This window comes from Serratia sp. Res13-Sevr-LER1-36-b (assembly GCF_015673035.1).
Classification (GTDB): Bacteria; Pseudomonadota; Gammaproteobacteria; order Enterobacterales; family Enterobacteriaceae; genus Chania; species Chania fonticola_C.
In genome coordinates, this window is sequence record NZ_JADACK010000044.1 from 317,827 (window position 1) to 334,852 (window position 17,026).

The window sequence follows — 17,026 nt, forward strand, 5'->3', positions numbered from 1 at the left end:
TACTATAGTGCTTTCGCGCTGCCCATCGGCAGCGCCGTTTCATTGAGCCAGGATCTGACAATCATTATGCGTAAACCCCGCATTTACCATCCAGAGCCCTTGAGCGCCAGTGCAGAAATTGCATTGAGCGAGGATGCCGCCAATCATGTCGGCCGCGTGCTGCGGATGAGCGCCGGGCAGGCACTGCAACTGTTCGATGGCAGCAACCAGGTGTTTGAGGCAGAAATCACCCGGGTGGATAAAAAGAACGTGCTGGTTCAGATCAACGCCGGGCAACTGGAAGATCGCGAATCACCACTCAACTTACATCTTGGCCAGGTGATCTCCCGTGGCGAAAAGATGGAATTCACCATCCAGAAATCCATTGAGTTGGGGGTGAACGTGATCACTCCGCTATTTTCCGAGCGCTGCGGCGTTAAACTCGACGGTGAGCGCCTGGAGAAAAAGCTCCAGCAGTGGCAAAAAATCGCCATCGCGGCCTGCGAGCAATGCGGCCGCAACCGCATTCCGGAAATCCGCCCAGCGATGACTCTGGAACACTGGTGCGCCGAGCAGGACGATAGCCTCAAGCTGAACCTGCATCCACGCGCCAGCCAAAGCATCAATACCTTGCCGTTGCCGGTAATGAGCGTACGTCTGCTCATTGGGCCGGAGGGCGGATTATCCGCCGAAGAAATTGCCATGACCACAGACTATGGATTTACTGATATCCTGCTGGGGCCACGCGTTTTGCGTACAGAAACCACCGCGCTCACCGCAATTACCGCTTTGCAGGTCCGTTTCGGCGACCTGGGCTAAGGACCTGTCTTCACAGGTTCGTAAGGAGAAGAGATGATCAAGCTCGGCATCGTGATGGACCCTATCGCATCCATCAATATCAAAAAAGACACCAGCTTTGCCATGCTGCTCGAAGCGCAGCGCCGCGGCTGGGAACTGCATTATATGGAGATGAACGATCTCTATCTGCATGCCGGTGATGGCCGTGCCCGCACGCGCCTGCTGAACGTGAAAGAAGACAAAGCGAGCTGGTTCAGCTTTGGCAGCGAGCAGGACCTGGCGTTACAGGATCTGGACGTGATCCTGATGCGCAAAGATCCGCCGTTCGACACTGAATACATCTATGCGACCTACATCCTGGAACGGGCCGAAGTGAAAGGCACGCTGGTGGTTAACAAGCCACAGAGCCTACGTGACTGTAATGAAAAGCTGTTCACCGCCTGGTTCCCGGAACTGACGCCAGACACCTTGGTCAGCCGCAGCGCTGCTCATATCCGCAAATTCCACCAGCAGCACGGCGACATCATCCTCAAGCCGTTGGATGGCATGGGCGGAGCCTCAATCTTCCGCGTGAAGCAGGACGACCCCAACCTGTCGGTGATTATCGAAACCCTGACCGAGCACGGTAGCCGCTTCTGCATGGCGCAAAACTTCCTGCCAGCCATCAAGGATGGGGACAAACGCATTCTGGTGGTGGATGGCGAACCGGTGCCTTACTGCCTGGCGCGTATCCCTGCCCAGGGCGAAACCCGTGGTAACCTGGCCGCCGGTGGCCGTGGTGAAGCGCGCCCGCTGAGCGAAAGCGACTGGAAAATAGCCCGCGCGGTTGCTCCAACGCTAAAAGAGAAAGGGCTGATCTTTGTTGGCCTGGACGTGATCGGCGATCGCCTTACCGAGATCAACGTCACCAGCCCAACCTGCGCCCGTGAGATCGAAGCCGCATTCCCGGTTTCCGTCACCGGCATGCTGATGGACGCCATTGAAAAACGTCTGGCCGCGAAGTAGGCCGACGACGCGCCCTCTCTCATTGGGAGAGGGCATGCATTTTACTTCCGAATTGAATTAACGCCATGAATTTACAGCACCATTTCCTGATTGCCATGCCCGCAATGCAAGATCCGCGCTTCAAACGTTCGGTGATATACGTTTGCGAACATAATGACGACGGAGCCATGGGATTAGTGATCAACAAGCCCGTGGAACATTTCACCGTGGAGACGGTGCTGGATAAACTCGACATCAAGCCTTCACCGCGCGATCCGGCGATCAGCCTGGATAAGCCGGTGTTTGCTGGCGGCCCACTGGCTGACGATCGCGGCTTTATTCTGCATACCCCACGCAAAGGCTTTGGTTCCAGCATTCAAATCTCACCGGCCACCATGATCACCACCTCAAAAGACGTGCTGGAAACGCTTGGCACGCCAGATCAACCCGCCGATGTGCTGGTGGCGCTTGGCTATGCGGGCTGGGAAAAGGGCCAGTTGGAACAAGAGCTACTGGAGAATGCCTGGCTGACGACCGAGGCTGACACCGACATTCTGTTCCACACGCCGATCGCCAACCGCTGGCGCGAAGCAGCCAACCGCCTTGGCATCGATATTCGCAGCATTGCCAGCCACGCAGGACACGCCTGATGACTAACCGCACCATTATCGCCTTCGACTTCGGCACCAAAAGCATCGGCGCGGCTATCGGCCAGGAAATTACCGGCACCGCTCGGGCGCTGGCGGCCTTTAAAGCTCAGGACGGTGTTCCTGACTGGCAGAAGATCGAACGCCTGCTGAAAGAATGGCAGCCAGACCTGGTGGTGGTTGGCTTACCTTTGAATATGGATGGCACCGAGCAACCACTGACCGAACGAGCGCGTAAATTTGCCAACCGGCTGCATGGCCGCTTTGGCGTGCAGATTGCCCTGCATGATGAGCGCCTGAGCACCGTTGAGGCACGGGCCAATCTGTTTGACCATGGGGGATTCCGCGCATTGGATAAAGGCAGCGTTGATTCTGCCTCCGCCGTGGTTATTCTGGAGAGCTGGTTTGAGCAGCATCCGGGCTGATTTTCCGTGCCGGAGCAAAGCGGCTGAACATGATCGCACCGGCGGTAGGCACCACTTCCTGATCAGATTCAGGCAACTCAAGCGTATCCGGTAGTTCGAGGCTGTCCAGCGTCAGACTGTTGATACGGTACGGCGTCAGATTGCCTATCAGCGCATAGCCCCGCCAGTCGGTGGTGACGCCATACTGATTATCGATGCCGATCCCCGGCGTCCCAGGCACGCTGACGATGGCCACGGTTTCGCCTAACGTCTGCCCAAGCGTGAGGCCTTCCTGATGCGCCATCAGGCTGCCAGCAAGCTCCAGATTCTGCTGGCGATAGCCTGCCCCTTGCGAATGGCCTACCCGCAGGTCACCTGCGTTATATTGATAATTGGCGCTCAGATCCTGGCTGCTGCCATTGCGTTGGCTTTGACTAGTGCTGGCATTATAGCTCAGGCTATAGTCGTCAAGCAGCGTACCGCTGACGCCTATCCGCCGGCTGTCGGTCCGATCGTTAGCCAACGTATGATCGTAGTTCAGCTTCATACGTGGTGCGCCGAGCGCGTTCAACGGCAGCGAGACAGAGAGCCCCAACTGTGCCTGTTCTTTGCCATACGAGGGGCGGTTATATTCCGCATACAGCGCAACGTCTACCTTACCCAGGCTGGCGCTGAAGCCCATCTCGACGCTGGTTTCGCCTCTTTGATTACCCCGCGTGGCCTCTCGAGCCAACGTCAGGTAAAGGCTGTCTGAATCGGACAGATACTGGTTATAGCGCGCTTCCAGGCGATACTTTTTTTCCTCGTCAAAGTCACCGACAAAAATGCCGTCTTCCCAGTCCCACCAATAGGTGCTCTGCTGATCTATCGCCGTGCCAAACGTGCGATAGCGCTGCCGTGGATAATATTGCGCCATCAGGCTGAGGGAAGACTCCCAGGCCGGGAAAGCCTTGGCGTAACGCATACGCGCCATGCCGCCGGTGTCCGGCGCTGAACGCCTTGGCTGACGGGCAGATGAAAACGTGTAATCCGCCGAAATCGCTCCCCAGTGGTTAAGACTCTTGCCAATCCCGACCGCCACGCTGCGATAAATATCTGCCCCCTGGAAACCACCATACAGGGTAACCTTTCCTGGGAGCCCATAACTGAGCGAGGCCTGGGCAAAGCCTGGCTGCTCCTCTTCCATGCCGTAATAGGGTTGGTATTTACCCACCGAGGCGTCATAGCGCCACTGGCCGGCGTAAACCAGGTTGGGCATGGAGGAGTAGGGGATTTTTCGTTCGGTTTCGGTACTGTCGCTTTCGCGTATCGTGACGGTAAGATCCCCCTCAAGCGCAGGCGGATAGACATCTTTCAACACGAATGCTCCCGGGGAAACAAACGTCTGATAGATGACCTCACCGTTCTGGCGCACCCTCACCTCCGCATTACTCCGTGCGAAGCCGCGTATCCAGGGGGAAAACTGCCGCAGGCCATCCGGTAGCATTCGGCTATCCGATACCAGGCTGATGCCACGGAATCGGACGTTGTCGAATAAAACTGATGGCGTCACGCTGTCACCCAAGGTCAACGTAGCGCGCCAGGCTTTGAGATCCCGATAGGCTAGCGCCCTTTCGGTGTGCCAGGTCGGGTTGCCCCAGATCTCTTTCTGATAGACGGGCTGATAACGCAGCCGCCAAGGGCCCACGTTTACCCCGGTGGTAATATCGGCATACAGGCTGTCGTGCCGCTGCGTATCGCGATAGTTTTCGCCCGCATAATGGCCGTAATTGAACTGATAGTTAACAAATGCCGCATTGATGCCGTCATCCCAGCGGCCTGCCAGCTTGCTGTCACCCAGCATGCTGGCCGGGATATCTACCGTCAGCAATTGCGCTATCGGCTCATAGAAAACCCCAATTTTTCGAGCACTCAATACGCCGGGCAGAATACAACCTTCAGGGGTCGTTTCCATCACTATCACGGCATCACGTATCCCCCACTCACGTAGCAATGAGGCATCAATACACGGCTGCTCATCCAGCCCCAGGTTAACGGCCACCTCACCCTTAAAGTTATCGTTAATAATGAGATAGACGTTATTTATTTCAGCCCTGGCACCGTTAACCAACAGGCCTAACGACATAATGGCAATATGAAAAGTGGGTTTCATTCGTTCCCTGAGTGCTAACCACAATATTTATCCAACACAAAAAGAGGCGCATCTGCGCCCCTTAATTACCAAATCATGACTGCTTATTTCTGTGCAGCGGCCAGTTCAGCACGAGCCTGCTTCAGCTCCTGTTTGATTTCTTTTACGTCAGCCTGCTTTTCTTGCAGTTTTTTCTGGTACTTGGCCACTTTCTTGGCGTCACCTTTAGCCTGAGCTTCGCGCAGGTCGGCTTTAATTTCCTGGACGTCTTGCTGCTTGTCGGCCAGTTTCTGTTCCAGCTTGGTAACTTTCTTCTGCGCGTCCTGCAGCACGCTGCCGTTGGTGCAATGGGCATTAACTTCGCTCAGAGCACGCTTCAGACCCGCTACGCGGTTGTAGTTACCGTACTTCTCAGCCTGCTGGATCTGATATTCGATCGCAGCACGCTTGGCGTTACAGTCGTAAGCCGCATTAGCCATGGTAGAGAAGCTCGCGCCCAGAACCAGAACCAGTGGCAGAATCGCTAATTTAGTGGTGTTTTTCATCATTTAATCCTTAAACGTTATTACACATGAGGAGCCCCAAAGCCCCCCTTCCTGTGCAACAAAGAATAAAATGATCGTGCTTACCTTAATATCCACAGAAGCCTTAATCACTCTGTAGGAAGGGACTATTCTCCTGTAGTCCGTTGTAGCCTACTTAAGGTGCTGAGCAGCCGTTGCGCTTCCCCCTGCACCGCCGTTGCGGTTGCCTGAACGGGGTTGTCATGCAATGACTGACAAGCTTGATTCAATTTTTCAGCATTCACCAACCGGGCAGCACCGGCCAATTTATGAGCCAACGCCCGTATGCTTATCAGGTCCATCGGTTGTTGCTTCATGTCCATGGCAAGTTGCGTGCAGTCTTCCTGTAAACAATCCAGCAACGTTTGGATGAACTCTTGCAATACCTTTGGCTGGCGCAATTCCGCTGGCAAATCTTCCACGACAAACGCAGGTTCCTCTTCACTGCGTCCCGCATCAGTCAGTGGCAGCGTAGACAATTTCATTTTTAATATGCTCAGGTTAACCGGCTTGAACAGGCAGTCATCCATTCCCGCCTGCAGACATGCCTCCCGTGCACTTTCTTGCGCATTGGCCGTCAGCCCCCAGATCACCGTAGGAACGGACTGCTGTTCACGCTCGAGGTGCCTGATTTGGCGGCTCAGGCTGTAACCATCGCGTTCAGGCATCTGGCAGTCGGTGATAATCAGGTTGAAGCTCTCCTGCTCCAACAACTGCAGCGCCTGCTCCCCATCCCCCACCGCACTAGGCTGATGGCCTAGAAACTGCAACTGTTGGGTCAATAACATTCTGCCCGCTGGATGATCTTCAACGATCAGTACCCGCAGTTGGGATGGTGCCATCGGGGCTGGTTCCTCCAGAGGTGTTTGAGGGGGGAATTTCAGCAATCTCGGCACCGAAAGCAGCACGGTGACGTCGCTGCCAATCCCAACCTCACTGTTCAATGCGATGGTTCCCCCCATCATCTCCACCAGCTTGCGGCAAATATACAGCCCAAGCCCTGTCCCGCCAGCCTCTCCATTGCCCTGAGTAAAGGGTTGGAAAAGACGCTCTTGAGTGGCTGCATCAATCCCCTTGCCAGTATCAGAAACACGTAGCCGCAGATCCGCTCGTTCTTCGCTAATCTGATCGACCGCGACACTGAGTGTGACCTGTCCCTGCTCGGTAAACTTGATGGCATTACTCACCAGATTGGATAGCACCTGCTTGAAACGCATGGGATCAACTAACACATCGCCGGTGATCTCCGCGTCAATATCCAACCTGAACGCTAACCCTTTTTGGCGTGCCACACCGTCAAATAACATCGCCACGGCTTCAATCAGGCGACGGATATCTGCACGCTGTGGATGCAGGATCAGACGGTCCGCCTCAATGCGTGAGATATCAAGAATGTCTCCAATCAAGGCCAGCAGAGAATGGGCGGACTCATGTGCAACGCTCAGCAGTTCTCGATCTAAAGCTTCCTCCCGCTGCGGGCGGTTCAGCAACAGTTCCAACATGCCGATAATGGCATTGAGCGGAGTGCGGATCTCATGGCTCATGGTGGCCAGGAAGGTGGTTTTAGCCCGGTTGGCACTGTCAGCACGCTCCTTCGCCTGCTGTAACTGAGCAATCAGGCGATCGCGTTCGGTCACATCGAACCACCCGCCAATTTTTCCTTCAGCACGCTGATCTTCAGTAATCAGCAATTGGCCCCACTGCTGCAAAATGCGCGACTGGCCCCCAAACTGCATAACAGATAAAACCGGTTCCTGCTCACCGCCCCGGCCAATATCCAACGCAACAGGTAACTGCAGTGAGTAGTTCTCCAGTGAGCTACCGATCACCGTCTCTGCTGGAACATTGATGGCATTAAAAAACGGCGTATTCGCCATCACTATCTGGTCTTTCAGATTGGTGATGTAAATCGGCAAGGGCACGCTATCGATGACCGCCTGGCAACGCTGCACCAGGCGGCGATTATTGCGCAACCGGCTGATAACCAAGACTATCACCAGCATTGCCAGCAACAGAACGATCAGTAACCACGCTGTGGAATAACAGTGGGCAAGCAATTTTCCATCGCCCGGGGTCCCTTCAAGCAGATAGGTATTGTTATACCAATTGCTGGTCATCGCATGGATATCCTCTGGGGGGATATTCAGCAATGCCTTGTCGAGGATAGTTGCCAGGGGATACTCATTGCCAGAGACACCAATCACAAAACGCGCCGGTTCAATATCCAGAGCACTCAGAATACTTAACCCCGAGGAGGGCTCCCGAGCCAGGAAGTAATCGGCGCTAATCATCGGCAACACGAGTGCTTCTGCCTTTCCCGCTTTTAGCGCCTCAATACCGGCTTGGGGTGAAGGCACGGTAATGATCCGGCTATCGGGGTACTGTTCCCGCAAAAGAACCTGCAGAGGGTGCCCTGCCACCAGAGCAATCAACTGCGGCGGATCATGGCTAATCTGCTCCTGGATCCCCAGCAATACCCAAGAGTTGAATAAATAAGATCGAGTCGTCAGCAACCCGTTAGGCCAGATTGCATCTAACGTCACGCCAGCGACAATGTCCGCCCTGCCGGTTTTCACCGCATCCAGGGAGTCTTGCAGTGATTGCGCGCGGATGATGTCAAACTTGAGCCCTATACGGCTAGAGATAGCCTCCATCACATCGGCTGTCAGACCGCGGAACTCCCCCTGAACGTCGAAGAAGCCCAGAGGGGCAAAATCGCCATTAACGGCCAAGCGCACCCTGGGATGTTCTTCCACCCACTTTCTTTCCAGTGAGGTCAGCAGTAGGTGTTCATCGCTTTGTGACATGGGGATCCCGCCATTCCAGCGGCTCTGGATCTCTGCATGGGTGCTTTCCGGAATGCTCGCTAAAACAGCGTTCAGTATTCGCTGTAAACGCACATTCCCGCTGGCCATGCCAAAGGAGAAACCTTTGATGTCCTGCTGTGGCAGCAATTGCAAACGCAGATTGTTCAGGTTGCCCTGATTGATTAAATAGCGAGCCACCGTGGCATCACCAATAAAAGCGTCCAGCTTCTTGAACGACAACGCCTCCAGCGCCCGACGCGGTATGTCAAAAACCTGATAATCCGCCGGAAAGCTTGCTACCAAACTCTGATTACCACTGTATAGGCGTTCGATAGCAATGCGCTTGGGGGGATTCTGTTGCAGCAGACTGTCGGTGCGCACCACCAATGCCGGTGAGGCAGAGACATAAGGCGTAGAAAGCAGCATGTCGGGATCGGCTACGTTTTTTGCAGCGACATTGCCGATCAGATCGACTTCTCCCTTATCCAGACTACGCCGCAGGGCTGAGGCATCTTCGTAGTAACGCACCTTTATCTGTACGTTAAGGTTATAGCCAATGATCCCCAGGTAATCAGCATTGATACCCCCATAATCCCGGGTGCCACTGATGATATCAAAAGGAGAATAATTGGGGGCCGCAATGCCGAAAACCAGCACACGTTTACGGCGCAACCATTGCCAATCATCACTGGTTAGCTCGGGTTCGGATAATTGAACCTGGCTACGGCTAAGCAAATTAGTTTCACGAAATGCTGGAGCTTCCCCAGCGGAAACACCAAAGCAAAAAAACAAAAGTATCAAAAGGAATTTATTCATCGTCAGGTCGTTCGCTCTGATGATGAAAAAAAGCCACTAAATCTTCTGTACTGCTAACTTTTAGTTTTTCCATCAGACGTGTCTTATAAGTGCTGATGGTTTTATTACTCAAAATCAGACGTTCGGCTATTTCCTTATTGCTAAGGCCCTCTGACAAATACCGTAACACGGTCAGTTCACGATCGGAAAGATTCGTAAGATTATTCTTGTTTTTTTGCGGTGCGTTTAGCAAAGGCATCAGAGTAATCTGTGGAAAACAGGCATAGCCTTGCAGCACCAACTGGCACAATGGAGCCAATTGGCTGATATCCTGATCCTTGTTGAAAAAGCCGCTAGCTCCGGCACGCAACGCTCTTTCTGCGTAGCTCCCCGTGGGCAGGCTGGTATAGACCACTACTTTAATAGCGCTGTCTACCTGGCGAATATGCTGTAGGATCTGCAGCCCATCCATTTTGTTCAGCATGATATCAAGGATTACCAGCTTAGGCGTATTTTCCCTTATTTGCGCCATGGCATCCAGACCGTTAGTTGCGGTAAAGATCGAGTCATTACCTAATGAAGATAAAATTGCTTTCACAGCGAAACAAATTGCAGGGTGATCGTCAACAATCAGCCAGGAACTCATAAGAATATCCTTATCCTAATACTAATCCTAAAAATAACAGCGCAAAGATAGCTGCTTAATAGTGCAACGGGGTTCGCACTTAAGTTACCAATATACTTCGCTCTCGCACACAACCTCTGTGCTATTGATTGCAATTAAAAATAAGGGGGAGAATAGTTAATTGATTGTGGCATTATAATATTCCCTGCGCAACACGCTGTTGCAGACCCTGTTCAAAAGTTTGCATGCCTGACTGCGCACCAGTTTGCAATACGCTGACCAACTGATGAGTTTTCCCTTCGCGGATCATGCTGCTCACCGCCGCCGTGGCCGTGAGGATCTCGTAAATGGCAACACGCCCTCCCCCGGGCTTGCTCAGCAGCTTTTGCGCGATCACCGCCTGCAGGCTACTGGCCAACTGAGCCCGAACATAGGCTTTCTCTTCCGCCGGGAAAACATCCACCAGCCGTTCCACCGCCTGTGGCGCGCTGCGGGTATGCAAGGTAGCCAAGACTAAATGGCCGGTTTCTGCCGCGGTCAACGCCAGCCGAACGGTGGTGGTATCACGCAGTTCCCCCAGCAGGATCACGTCTGGATCCTCACGCAGTGCGGCCCGCAACGCATCGTCAAAACTGTGGGTATCCCGCCCTAACTCGCGCTGCTGAATCAGGGAACGCTGGCTACGATGGATAAACTCGATCGGATCTTCCAGCGTGAGGATATGGCGGCGCTGATGCCGATTAATAAAGTCGATCATCGCCGCCAACGTGGTCGACTTGCCGCTGCCGGTAGCGCCGGTGACGAGTATCAAGCCATCTTCGCGCTGCAGCAGCGCCGGAATAATTTCCGGGGTGGTCAGTTCGGCCAACGTGGGGCACTGGCTGGCGATCCTGCGTAACGCCACGGAGACCCCGGTATTCTGCAAAAAGAAATTGGCACGCAGCCGGGTGCCACCAGCAAGGGCTAACGCCAGATCGAGCTGCCCCACCTGCTGGAGTTGCTGCCACATCGTCTTCGACAACTGCGCTTGGCACCATGCCTCCATCTGCTGTTGGGTAAGGATTTCCCCACTTTCCACGGCCTGGAGTTCACCATCGATACGTAACATTGGCAGATGGCCGGTACAAAGGTGCAGATCGGAGGCATTATGCTTTACACTAAGAGCCACAAATTCATCGATATCCATATCAATCTCCCGGGTTAATCATGAGCACTATCCAACAGAATCTGCAGGATGTCAGGAGCCGTATTGCCGCGGCCGCTCAAGACTGCGCACGCATTCCAGAAGAAGTGACATTGCTTGCAGTCAGCAAAACCAAACCTGCGGAGGCGATCGCACAAGCCATCGCCGCAGGCCAGCACGCGTTCGGCGAGAATTACGTGCAGGAAGGGGTAGACAAGATCCAGTATTTTGCCCAGCGGCCTGAAGGGGCTGGATTGGAATGGCACTTTATCGGCCCGCTGCAATCCAATAAAAGCAGGCTGGTGGCAGAGCACTTTGCCTGGTGCCACACCGTTGACCGCTTGCGTATTGCCCTGCGCCTGAGCGATCAGCGCCCCGCAGAAATGCCGCCGTTAAACGTGCTGATCCAGATAAATATCAGTGACGAGCAGAGTAAATCTGGCATTGTATTGAGTGAGCTGCCAGCGCTGGCAGAGGCGGTAGCCGCATTGCCTAACCTGTGCTTGCGTGGGTTAATGGCCATCCCAGCACCGGAACACGACTATCAGCGCCAACTGGCGACATTCGGCCAGATGAACGACGCTTTCCAGGAGCTCAAGCAGCGCTATCCGCAGGTGGATACGCTGTCGATGGGCATGACAGATGATATGCAGGCAGCGATCGCCGCTGGCAGCACGATGGTTCGTATCGGCACCGCAATTTTTGGTGCCCGTGACTACTCGCACACCACCGTATAACGAGGATTTGATGCAACATCGCAAAATTACCTTTATTGGTGCCGGTAATATGGCTCGCGCTATCATTGCGGGCCTGGTCGCCGGTGGCTATCCGGCAGCCGCCATCAGCGTTTGTGCGCCGTCAGCAAAAAACCGTGACGCCCTGGCCGCCGAATATGGCATCAACAGCAGCGCAGACAACATCACCTGTGCAAAACAGGCCGACGTCGTGGTCCTGGCGGTGAAACCGCAAATGATGGCGCAGGTTTGCTTACCTTTACAGGAACAGGTCGATTTCTCCGGTAAACTGGTGCTGTCGATCGCTGCGGGTATTCTGGTGAGCCGTTTCTATCAAATGCTTGGTGAAGGCTTGAATATCGTGCGCATCATGCCCAATACCCCTTCATTAGTGGGTAAAGGGATGAGCGGGCTGTATGCTCCCGAACAGGTTAGCCAACAGGATCGTGATTACACCCGCGATCTGATGAGTTCGGTGGGTAAAGTCTGCTGGGTCGATGACGAAAACGGCATTAATGGCGTGATCGCCGCGGCAGGCAGCGCACCGGCCTATTTCTTCCTGTTTATGGATGCCATGCAACAGGAGGCCGAGCGTATGGGGTTCAGCAGCCAGGCCGCGCGTGATCTGGTGCAGCAAGCCGCTATCGGGGCTGCGGCATTGGCCGCCGCTAATCCGGAGATTTCGCTAGCCACTCTGCGTGAGCAAGTGACCTCCAAAGGGGGCACTACCGCCGAGGCGTTGCGGGTATTCAACGAACAACGGTTGCCAGAGACCGTTGCCAAAGCCATGCAGGCCGCTGTTTCCCGTGCGCAGGAAATGGAAAAATCATTTTAACTATGCCCGATGAGTTTCAGGCCGCCAAGGTGGTCTGAAAACCCAGGGGATAACCCAGAAGTTAAGGAGAAGGGTAACTTACATGCTAACGCTGACTTTCCTGGTCAAAACCGTCGTTGATATTTACGTGATGGTGCTGCTGTTGCGCATCTGGATGCAACTGACGCGCACTGACTTTTATAACCCGTTTTCGCAGTTTGTGGTAAAAATCACCCAGCCGATCGTCGGCCCACTGCGCCGCATCGTTCCTTCGATGGGGCCGGTAGATAGCGCCTCATTGCTGTTGGCATTCCTGCTGATGACCATCAAATATCCGCTACTGCTGCTGATCCAGAGCGGTACCCTGTCACTCAGCCTGTACAACTTGCTGTTTGGCCTGATTTCTCTGATCAAATCCGTCGGCTACCTGATCTTCTGGGTGATGATCATTCGCGCCTTGATGAGTTGGATCAGCCAGGGCCGCAGCCCGATTGACTATGTGATGTTCCAGCTTACCGAGCCGTTGATGGCCCCTATCCGCCGCGTGATCCCGGCGATGGGCGGCATTGATTTCTCCGCGATGGTAGTGATCCTGATCCTGTATCTTATCAACTACCTGGGAATGGATCTGTTTGGCGAGCTCTGGTTCCTGCTGTGAGCGCAGTCACCACGCACCTGGACGGGCTGGTGGTCAGGCTATATATTCAGCCCAAAGCCAGCCGCGATCAGATTATTGGCCTGCATGGCGACGAGATAAAAGTCGCCATCACCGCACCGCCGGTTGATGGCCAGGCCAATGCTCATCTCATCAAGTTTATCGCCAAGCAGTTCAAAGTGGCGAAAAGCAACGTGCTCATAGAGAAAGGCGAACTGGGGCGGCACAAGCAACTGCGCATCCTCAACCCGCAACAGATCCCGGACGTCATCTCGGCGCTGATCGAATAATTTCAAGGTATCTATATATGCAAAAAATCGTTCTTGCCACCGGCAACCCCGGCAAAGTGCGTGAACTCGCCGAACTGCTGGCCGATTTCGGCTTTGACGTGGTAGCACAAACCGATCTTGGCGTAGACTCCGCCGAAGAAACCGGCCTGACGTTTATTGAAAACGCTATTCTCAAAGCCCGCCATGCTGCGCAAATCACCGGCCTTCCAGCGATTGCCGACGACTCTGGCCTGGCAGTCGATGCCTTGGGCGGCGCTCCGGGTATCTACTCTGCCCGCTACGCCGGTTTAGAGGCCAGCGACCAGCAGAATCTGGACAAGCTGCTGGTGACGCTGAAAGACGTGCCTGCGGGCAAGCGCGGTGCTCAATTCCATTGCGTGCTGGTGTATATGCGCCATGCAGAAGATCCCACCCCGCTGGTATTCCACGGTTGCTGGAACGGTGAGATCACTTTTGAAGCGGCCGGCGTTGGCGGCTTCGGTTACGATCCGATCTTCTACGTACCAGATTTGGGCTGCACAGCAGCAGAGCTGACGCGGGAAGAGAAAATTGCCATTTCCCACCGTGGCAAGGCGTTGAAGTTGATGTTGGAAGCGATGCGTAATGCCAGCTAACAGCGTACAACTGCCCCCGCTCAGCCTGTACATCCATATTCCCTGGTGCGTACAAAAGTGCCCATACTGTGATTTCAACTCGCATGCCTTGAAGGGCGAAGTCCCGCACCAGGAATATGTCGATCATCTGCTGGCGGATCTGGATGCCGATTTGCCGCTCGCCAGCGGTCGTGCAATCAGCACCATCTTTATCGGTGGTGGTACGCCGAGCCTGTTGAGTGCTGAAGCCATGCAAGCGCTGCTGGATGGCGTGCGGGCGCGCATTCACGTCGAGGATAACGCCGAGATCACCATGGAAGCCAACCCAGGTACCGTGGAGGCCGATCGCTTCAGTGGCTACCAGCGCGCCGGGGTGAACCGCATCTCGATTGGCGTACAAAGCTTTAGCGCCGAGAAGTTAACCCGTCTGGGGCGCATTCATGGCCCGGATGAGGCCAAACGCGCGGCACATCTGGCAACCGGCCTAGGTTTACGCAGTTTCAATCTGGACCTGATGCATGGCCTGCCGGATCAGTCACTGGAAGAAGCGCTGGACGACCTGCGTCAAGCTATCGCTCTTAATCCGCCGCATCTGTCCTGGTATCAACTCACTATCGAGCCAAATACCCTGTTCAGCTCACGCCCGCCGGTATTGCCGGATGATGACGCACTGTGGAATATCTTTGAACAAGGGCATGAGCTGTTGAGTGCCGCCGGTTATCAGCAGTACGAAACCTCTGCCTACGCAAAACCGGGTTATCAGTGTCAGCACAACCTCAACTACTGGCGCTTTGGCGACTATCTGGGGATTGGTTGTGGCGCACACGGCAAGCTGACCTTTGCCGATGGCCGCATTCTGCGCACCGCCAAAACCAAGCATCCGCGCGGGTTTATGCGGGGTGACTATCGGGACAAGCTGCATGAAGTCGAGGCGCACGATCGGCCATTCGAGTTCTTTATGAACCGCTTCCGCCTGCTGGAAGCGGCGCCACGCGCTGAGTTCGCCCAATATACCGGGCTGGATGAGAGCGTGATCCGCGCACCATTGGACGAAGCGCTAGCCAAAGGCTATCTGCAAGAGACGCCAGAGTATTGGCAGATCACCGAGCATGGCAAACTGTTCCTTAATTCGCTGTTGGAACTTTTCTTGCCGGAAGAATAGCTTAGGTAGAATTGCAGGCTCAACTGTCACACGCTTATCTGGCAGGGGTAATAGGTTCCGTCGAGTTAAGAGTGCAGCGCTTAAAACAACGGAACCTGTTGACGTCAAACCTTAGTTCAGCGCCTTAACCAGATCCTTACGCTGGGTTTCCAGAGCCGTTACGCGCTTGCACACGTCGCGACCAAAGTTCTGGAAGTCCTGCTCCTGATTATTCCATTCGTTCTTGATGGCCTGCTGTAGCCCACCCAGATTGCCCATGATCGCCTGCAACGGGTTGCCATTGCTGTTGGCGACCTGCTTGACGCCCATTTCGTTCAGGCTGTCCTGCAATACGCCGCCCATGCTCTGCTGCACGATATTGCGGCCATCCTGCTCCACCTGAGCGATCGCCTTGTGGTGGAACGTGAGACCGTCGCTGCGATGTTCGATGATACGGTTCATCTGCTGCTTCAACTGATCGTTGAGCGTGGTCAGGCGGTTACGCACGTTGCTGTCAGTACCCAACTCCTGAACGATGACTTTATCCAGCGCTACCCGCGCCTTTTCCAGATGCTGCTGCGCGCCCTGATCGATCCAAGGTAAATCTTTGCGCAATGCGTTCTGGTAGCTGAACGCCTTCTGGCGCTGGTTATCGTTCAGGCTCAATGCTTTGCCATCACGAGTGACGTCGCCGTCGGCGGTGATTTGCAGGTTACCGCCAGCCCCCACCACCTGCACGGTCTGTGGGCTGATAATCACGTCGTCCTGTGGCCTGACGCTGCACTGATACTCGGCATGCGCCTGTGAAGCCGTTAACAACAGCAAGGCCAATCCGGTTCTCTTTAACATAGTTTCTCCTGACTCCCTTCCAACCGCATGTGCGATGGAGTTAAAAAATCGAACGGCTAATGCGTTGAGACAACAGTTCTAGTGCCGCAGTTCCCGCCAATGAGTTACCGGATGCATCCAACTCCGGCGACCAGACGACAATCGACAGTTCATCAGGGACGATGGCGATAATACCGCCGCCCACTCCAGACTTGCCCGGCATGCCAACCCGGTAAGCAAATTCACCAGCGCCATCATACATACCGCTGGTCATCATCAAGGCATTAATCTGCCGGGCCTGTAACGGGCTGATCACCTCTTCACCATCAAGCGTCCGGCCCTGGTTAGCCAGGTAGACAAAGCTGCGTGCCAGTTCAACGCAGCTCATCCGTAACGCGCAGTAGTGAAAATAGGTTTGCAGCACGGTCAGCACATCATTGTCGAAGTTACCGAACGACTTCATCAGATAGGCGATGGCGGCATTGCGATCGGAATGCTCAAATTCGGAACGCGCCACGCGAATGTCATACGACAGATCATCAACGCCTGCCAGTTGGCGCACCACTTCCAACATCCGCTGCTTGGGAGCACTCAGCCGGGTTTGCAGCATATCGCATACCACCAGCGCTCCGGGGTTGATGAACGGGTTGCGCGGTTTTCCCTGTTCCATCTCCAACTGCAGCAGCGAATTAAACGGCAGGCCAGAGGGCTCTTTCCCCACCCGCTGCCAGATTTCCCCTTCCTGATAACGCGTTAGCGCCAGCGTCAGGCTCAATACCTTGGAGATCGACTGGATGGAAAAGCGCTCCGTCGCGTCCCCGGCCTGAAACAGCTCGCCGTCAACGGTACAGACGGCGATCGCCAGCCGATCGGCAGCAACTTCCGCCAGCGCGGGAATATAGTCTGCAACCTTGCCTTGCCCAATCAACGGGCGTACCTGTTGCAGGATCTCCTCCAGCAACGCGTTATCTAATGTTGTTACCACCGCGCTCACTACTCCAGAAAGGACACCAGATAAAACAAAGGTGCCATTAAGGCACCTTCGGCAATGCTAA

Annotated in this window: 17 protein-coding genes; 10 read left to right on the top strand and 7 right to left on the bottom strand. The window is 54.7% G+C overall.

Annotated elements, in window-relative coordinates; all coding sequences use genetic code 11:
* The first annotated feature begins 66 nt into the window (after nucleotides 1-66).
* From rsmE to ruvX, 4 genes are all read left to right on the top strand, one after another.
* Nucleotides 67-798 carry a 16S rRNA (uracil(1498)-N(3))-methyltransferase gene (rsmE, locus tag IMQ33_RS25280; protein WP_065684800.1) on the top strand — a complete coding sequence of 244 codons (732 nt, stop codon included), beginning with the start codon at nucleotides 67-69 and terminating at the stop codon, nucleotides 796-798.
* Nucleotides 799-831: 33 nt separating this feature from the next.
* Entirely contained in the window at nucleotides 832-1,782 is a 951-nt protein-coding gene (gshB, locus tag IMQ33_RS25285; protein WP_024528355.1) for a glutathione synthase, read from the top strand.
* Nucleotides 1,783-1,847: 65 nt separating this feature from the next.
* The gene (locus IMQ33_RS25290; RefSeq protein WP_024484035.1) at nucleotides 1,848-2,411 is read left to right on the top strand and encodes a YqgE/AlgH family protein; all 564 of its coding nucleotides are present in this window, start codon (nucleotides 1,848-1,850) and stop codon (nucleotides 2,409-2,411) included.
* Nucleotides 2,411-2,833: a Holliday junction resolvase RuvX gene (gene ruvX, locus IMQ33_RS25295; RefSeq protein ID WP_021179674.1), complete on the top strand. Its 423-nt coding sequence runs from the start codon at nucleotides 2,411-2,413 to the stop codon at nucleotides 2,831-2,833. Before IMQ33_RS25290 ends, ruvX begins: the two co-directional genes overlap by 1 nt.
* Here the strand turns inward: ruvX and IMQ33_RS25300 are convergent.
* From IMQ33_RS25300 to IMQ33_RS25320, 5 genes are all read right to left on the bottom strand, one after another.
* Nucleotides 2,796-4,964 (bottom strand): fimbria/pilus outer membrane usher protein, encoded by a 2,169-nt coding sequence (locus IMQ33_RS25300; RefSeq protein WP_186530220.1) that lies wholly within the window; start codon nucleotides 4,962-4,964, stop codon nucleotides 2,796-2,798. The genes ruvX and IMQ33_RS25300 overlap by 38 nt on opposite strands.
* A gap of 83 nt (nucleotides 4,965-5,047) precedes the next feature.
* Nucleotides 5,048-5,488, bottom strand: coding sequence for a DUF1090 domain-containing protein (locus IMQ33_RS25305; protein ID WP_021179672.1), 441 nt, complete (start codon nucleotides 5,486-5,488; stop codon nucleotides 5,048-5,050).
* A gap of 125 nt (nucleotides 5,489-5,613) precedes the next feature.
* A complete protein-coding gene (locus IMQ33_RS25310) occupies nucleotides 5,614-8,985 on the bottom strand; it encodes a transporter substrate-binding domain-containing protein (protein WP_196062714.1) in 3,372 nt (1,123 codons plus the stop codon).
* Between the two features lie 136 nt (nucleotides 8,986-9,121).
* A complete protein-coding gene (locus IMQ33_RS25315; protein ID WP_196062715.1) occupies nucleotides 9,122-9,754 on the bottom strand; it encodes a response regulator transcription factor in 633 nt (210 codons plus the stop codon).
* 172 nt (nucleotides 9,755-9,926) lie between these two features.
* Nucleotides 9,927-10,919 carry a type IV pilus twitching motility protein PilT gene (locus tag IMQ33_RS25320; RefSeq protein ID WP_024528360.1) on the bottom strand — a complete coding sequence of 331 codons (993 nt, stop codon included), beginning with the start codon at nucleotides 10,917-10,919 and terminating at the stop codon, nucleotides 9,927-9,929.
* Nucleotides 10,920-10,939: 20 nt separating this feature from the next.
* On the opposite strand from IMQ33_RS25320, the gene IMQ33_RS25325 reads away from it, so the two are divergent.
* The 6 genes from IMQ33_RS25325 to hemW all read left to right on the top strand — a co-directional run bounded on the left by IMQ33_RS25325 (nucleotide 10,940) and on the right by hemW (nucleotide 15,164).
* Nucleotides 10,940-11,653 carry a YggS family pyridoxal phosphate-dependent enzyme gene (locus IMQ33_RS25325; RefSeq protein WP_024528361.1) on the top strand — a complete coding sequence of 238 codons (714 nt, stop codon included), beginning with the start codon at nucleotides 10,940-10,942 and terminating at the stop codon, nucleotides 11,651-11,653.
* A gap of 10 nt (nucleotides 11,654-11,663) precedes the next feature.
* Nucleotides 11,664-12,485 (top strand): pyrroline-5-carboxylate reductase, encoded by an 822-nt coding sequence (proC, locus tag IMQ33_RS25330; RefSeq protein ID WP_065684557.1) that lies wholly within the window; start codon nucleotides 11,664-11,666, stop codon nucleotides 12,483-12,485.
* An 82-nt stretch (nucleotides 12,486-12,567) separates the two neighbouring features.
* Nucleotides 12,568-13,122 (top strand): YggT family protein, encoded by a 555-nt coding sequence (locus IMQ33_RS25335; protein WP_021179666.1) that lies wholly within the window; start codon nucleotides 12,568-12,570, stop codon nucleotides 13,120-13,122.
* Entirely contained in the window at nucleotides 13,119-13,409 is a 291-nt protein-coding gene (yggU, locus tag IMQ33_RS25340) for a DUF167 family protein YggU (RefSeq protein ID WP_024528363.1), read from the top strand. Before IMQ33_RS25335 ends, yggU begins: the two co-directional genes overlap by 4 nt.
* 17 nt (nucleotides 13,410-13,426) lie before the next feature.
* Complete coding sequence (gene rdgB / locus IMQ33_RS25345; RefSeq protein ID WP_024528364.1) at nucleotides 13,427-14,023, top strand: RdgB/HAM1 family non-canonical purine NTP pyrophosphatase; 597 nt, start codon at nucleotides 13,427-13,429, stop codon at nucleotides 14,021-14,023.
* On the top strand, nucleotides 14,013-15,164 hold the full coding sequence (gene hemW / locus IMQ33_RS25350) for a radical SAM family heme chaperone HemW (protein WP_173408750.1): 1,152 nt from the start codon (nucleotides 14,013-14,015) through the stop codon (nucleotides 15,162-15,164). Before rdgB ends, hemW begins: the two co-directional genes overlap by 11 nt.
* Nucleotides 15,165-15,275: 111 nt before the next feature.
* On the opposite strand, the gene IMQ33_RS25355 is transcribed toward hemW, so the two are convergent.
* Nucleotides 15,276-15,992 (bottom strand): DUF2884 domain-containing protein, encoded by a 717-nt coding sequence (locus tag IMQ33_RS25355; RefSeq protein ID WP_065684559.1) that lies wholly within the window; start codon nucleotides 15,990-15,992, stop codon nucleotides 15,276-15,278.
* Between the two features lie 40 nt (nucleotides 15,993-16,032).
* Nucleotides 16,033-16,956 (bottom strand): glutaminase B, encoded by a 924-nt coding sequence (gene glsB, locus IMQ33_RS25360; RefSeq protein ID WP_024528367.1) that lies wholly within the window; start codon nucleotides 16,954-16,956, stop codon nucleotides 16,033-16,035.
* Nucleotides 16,957-17,026 lie beyond the last annotated feature (70 nt).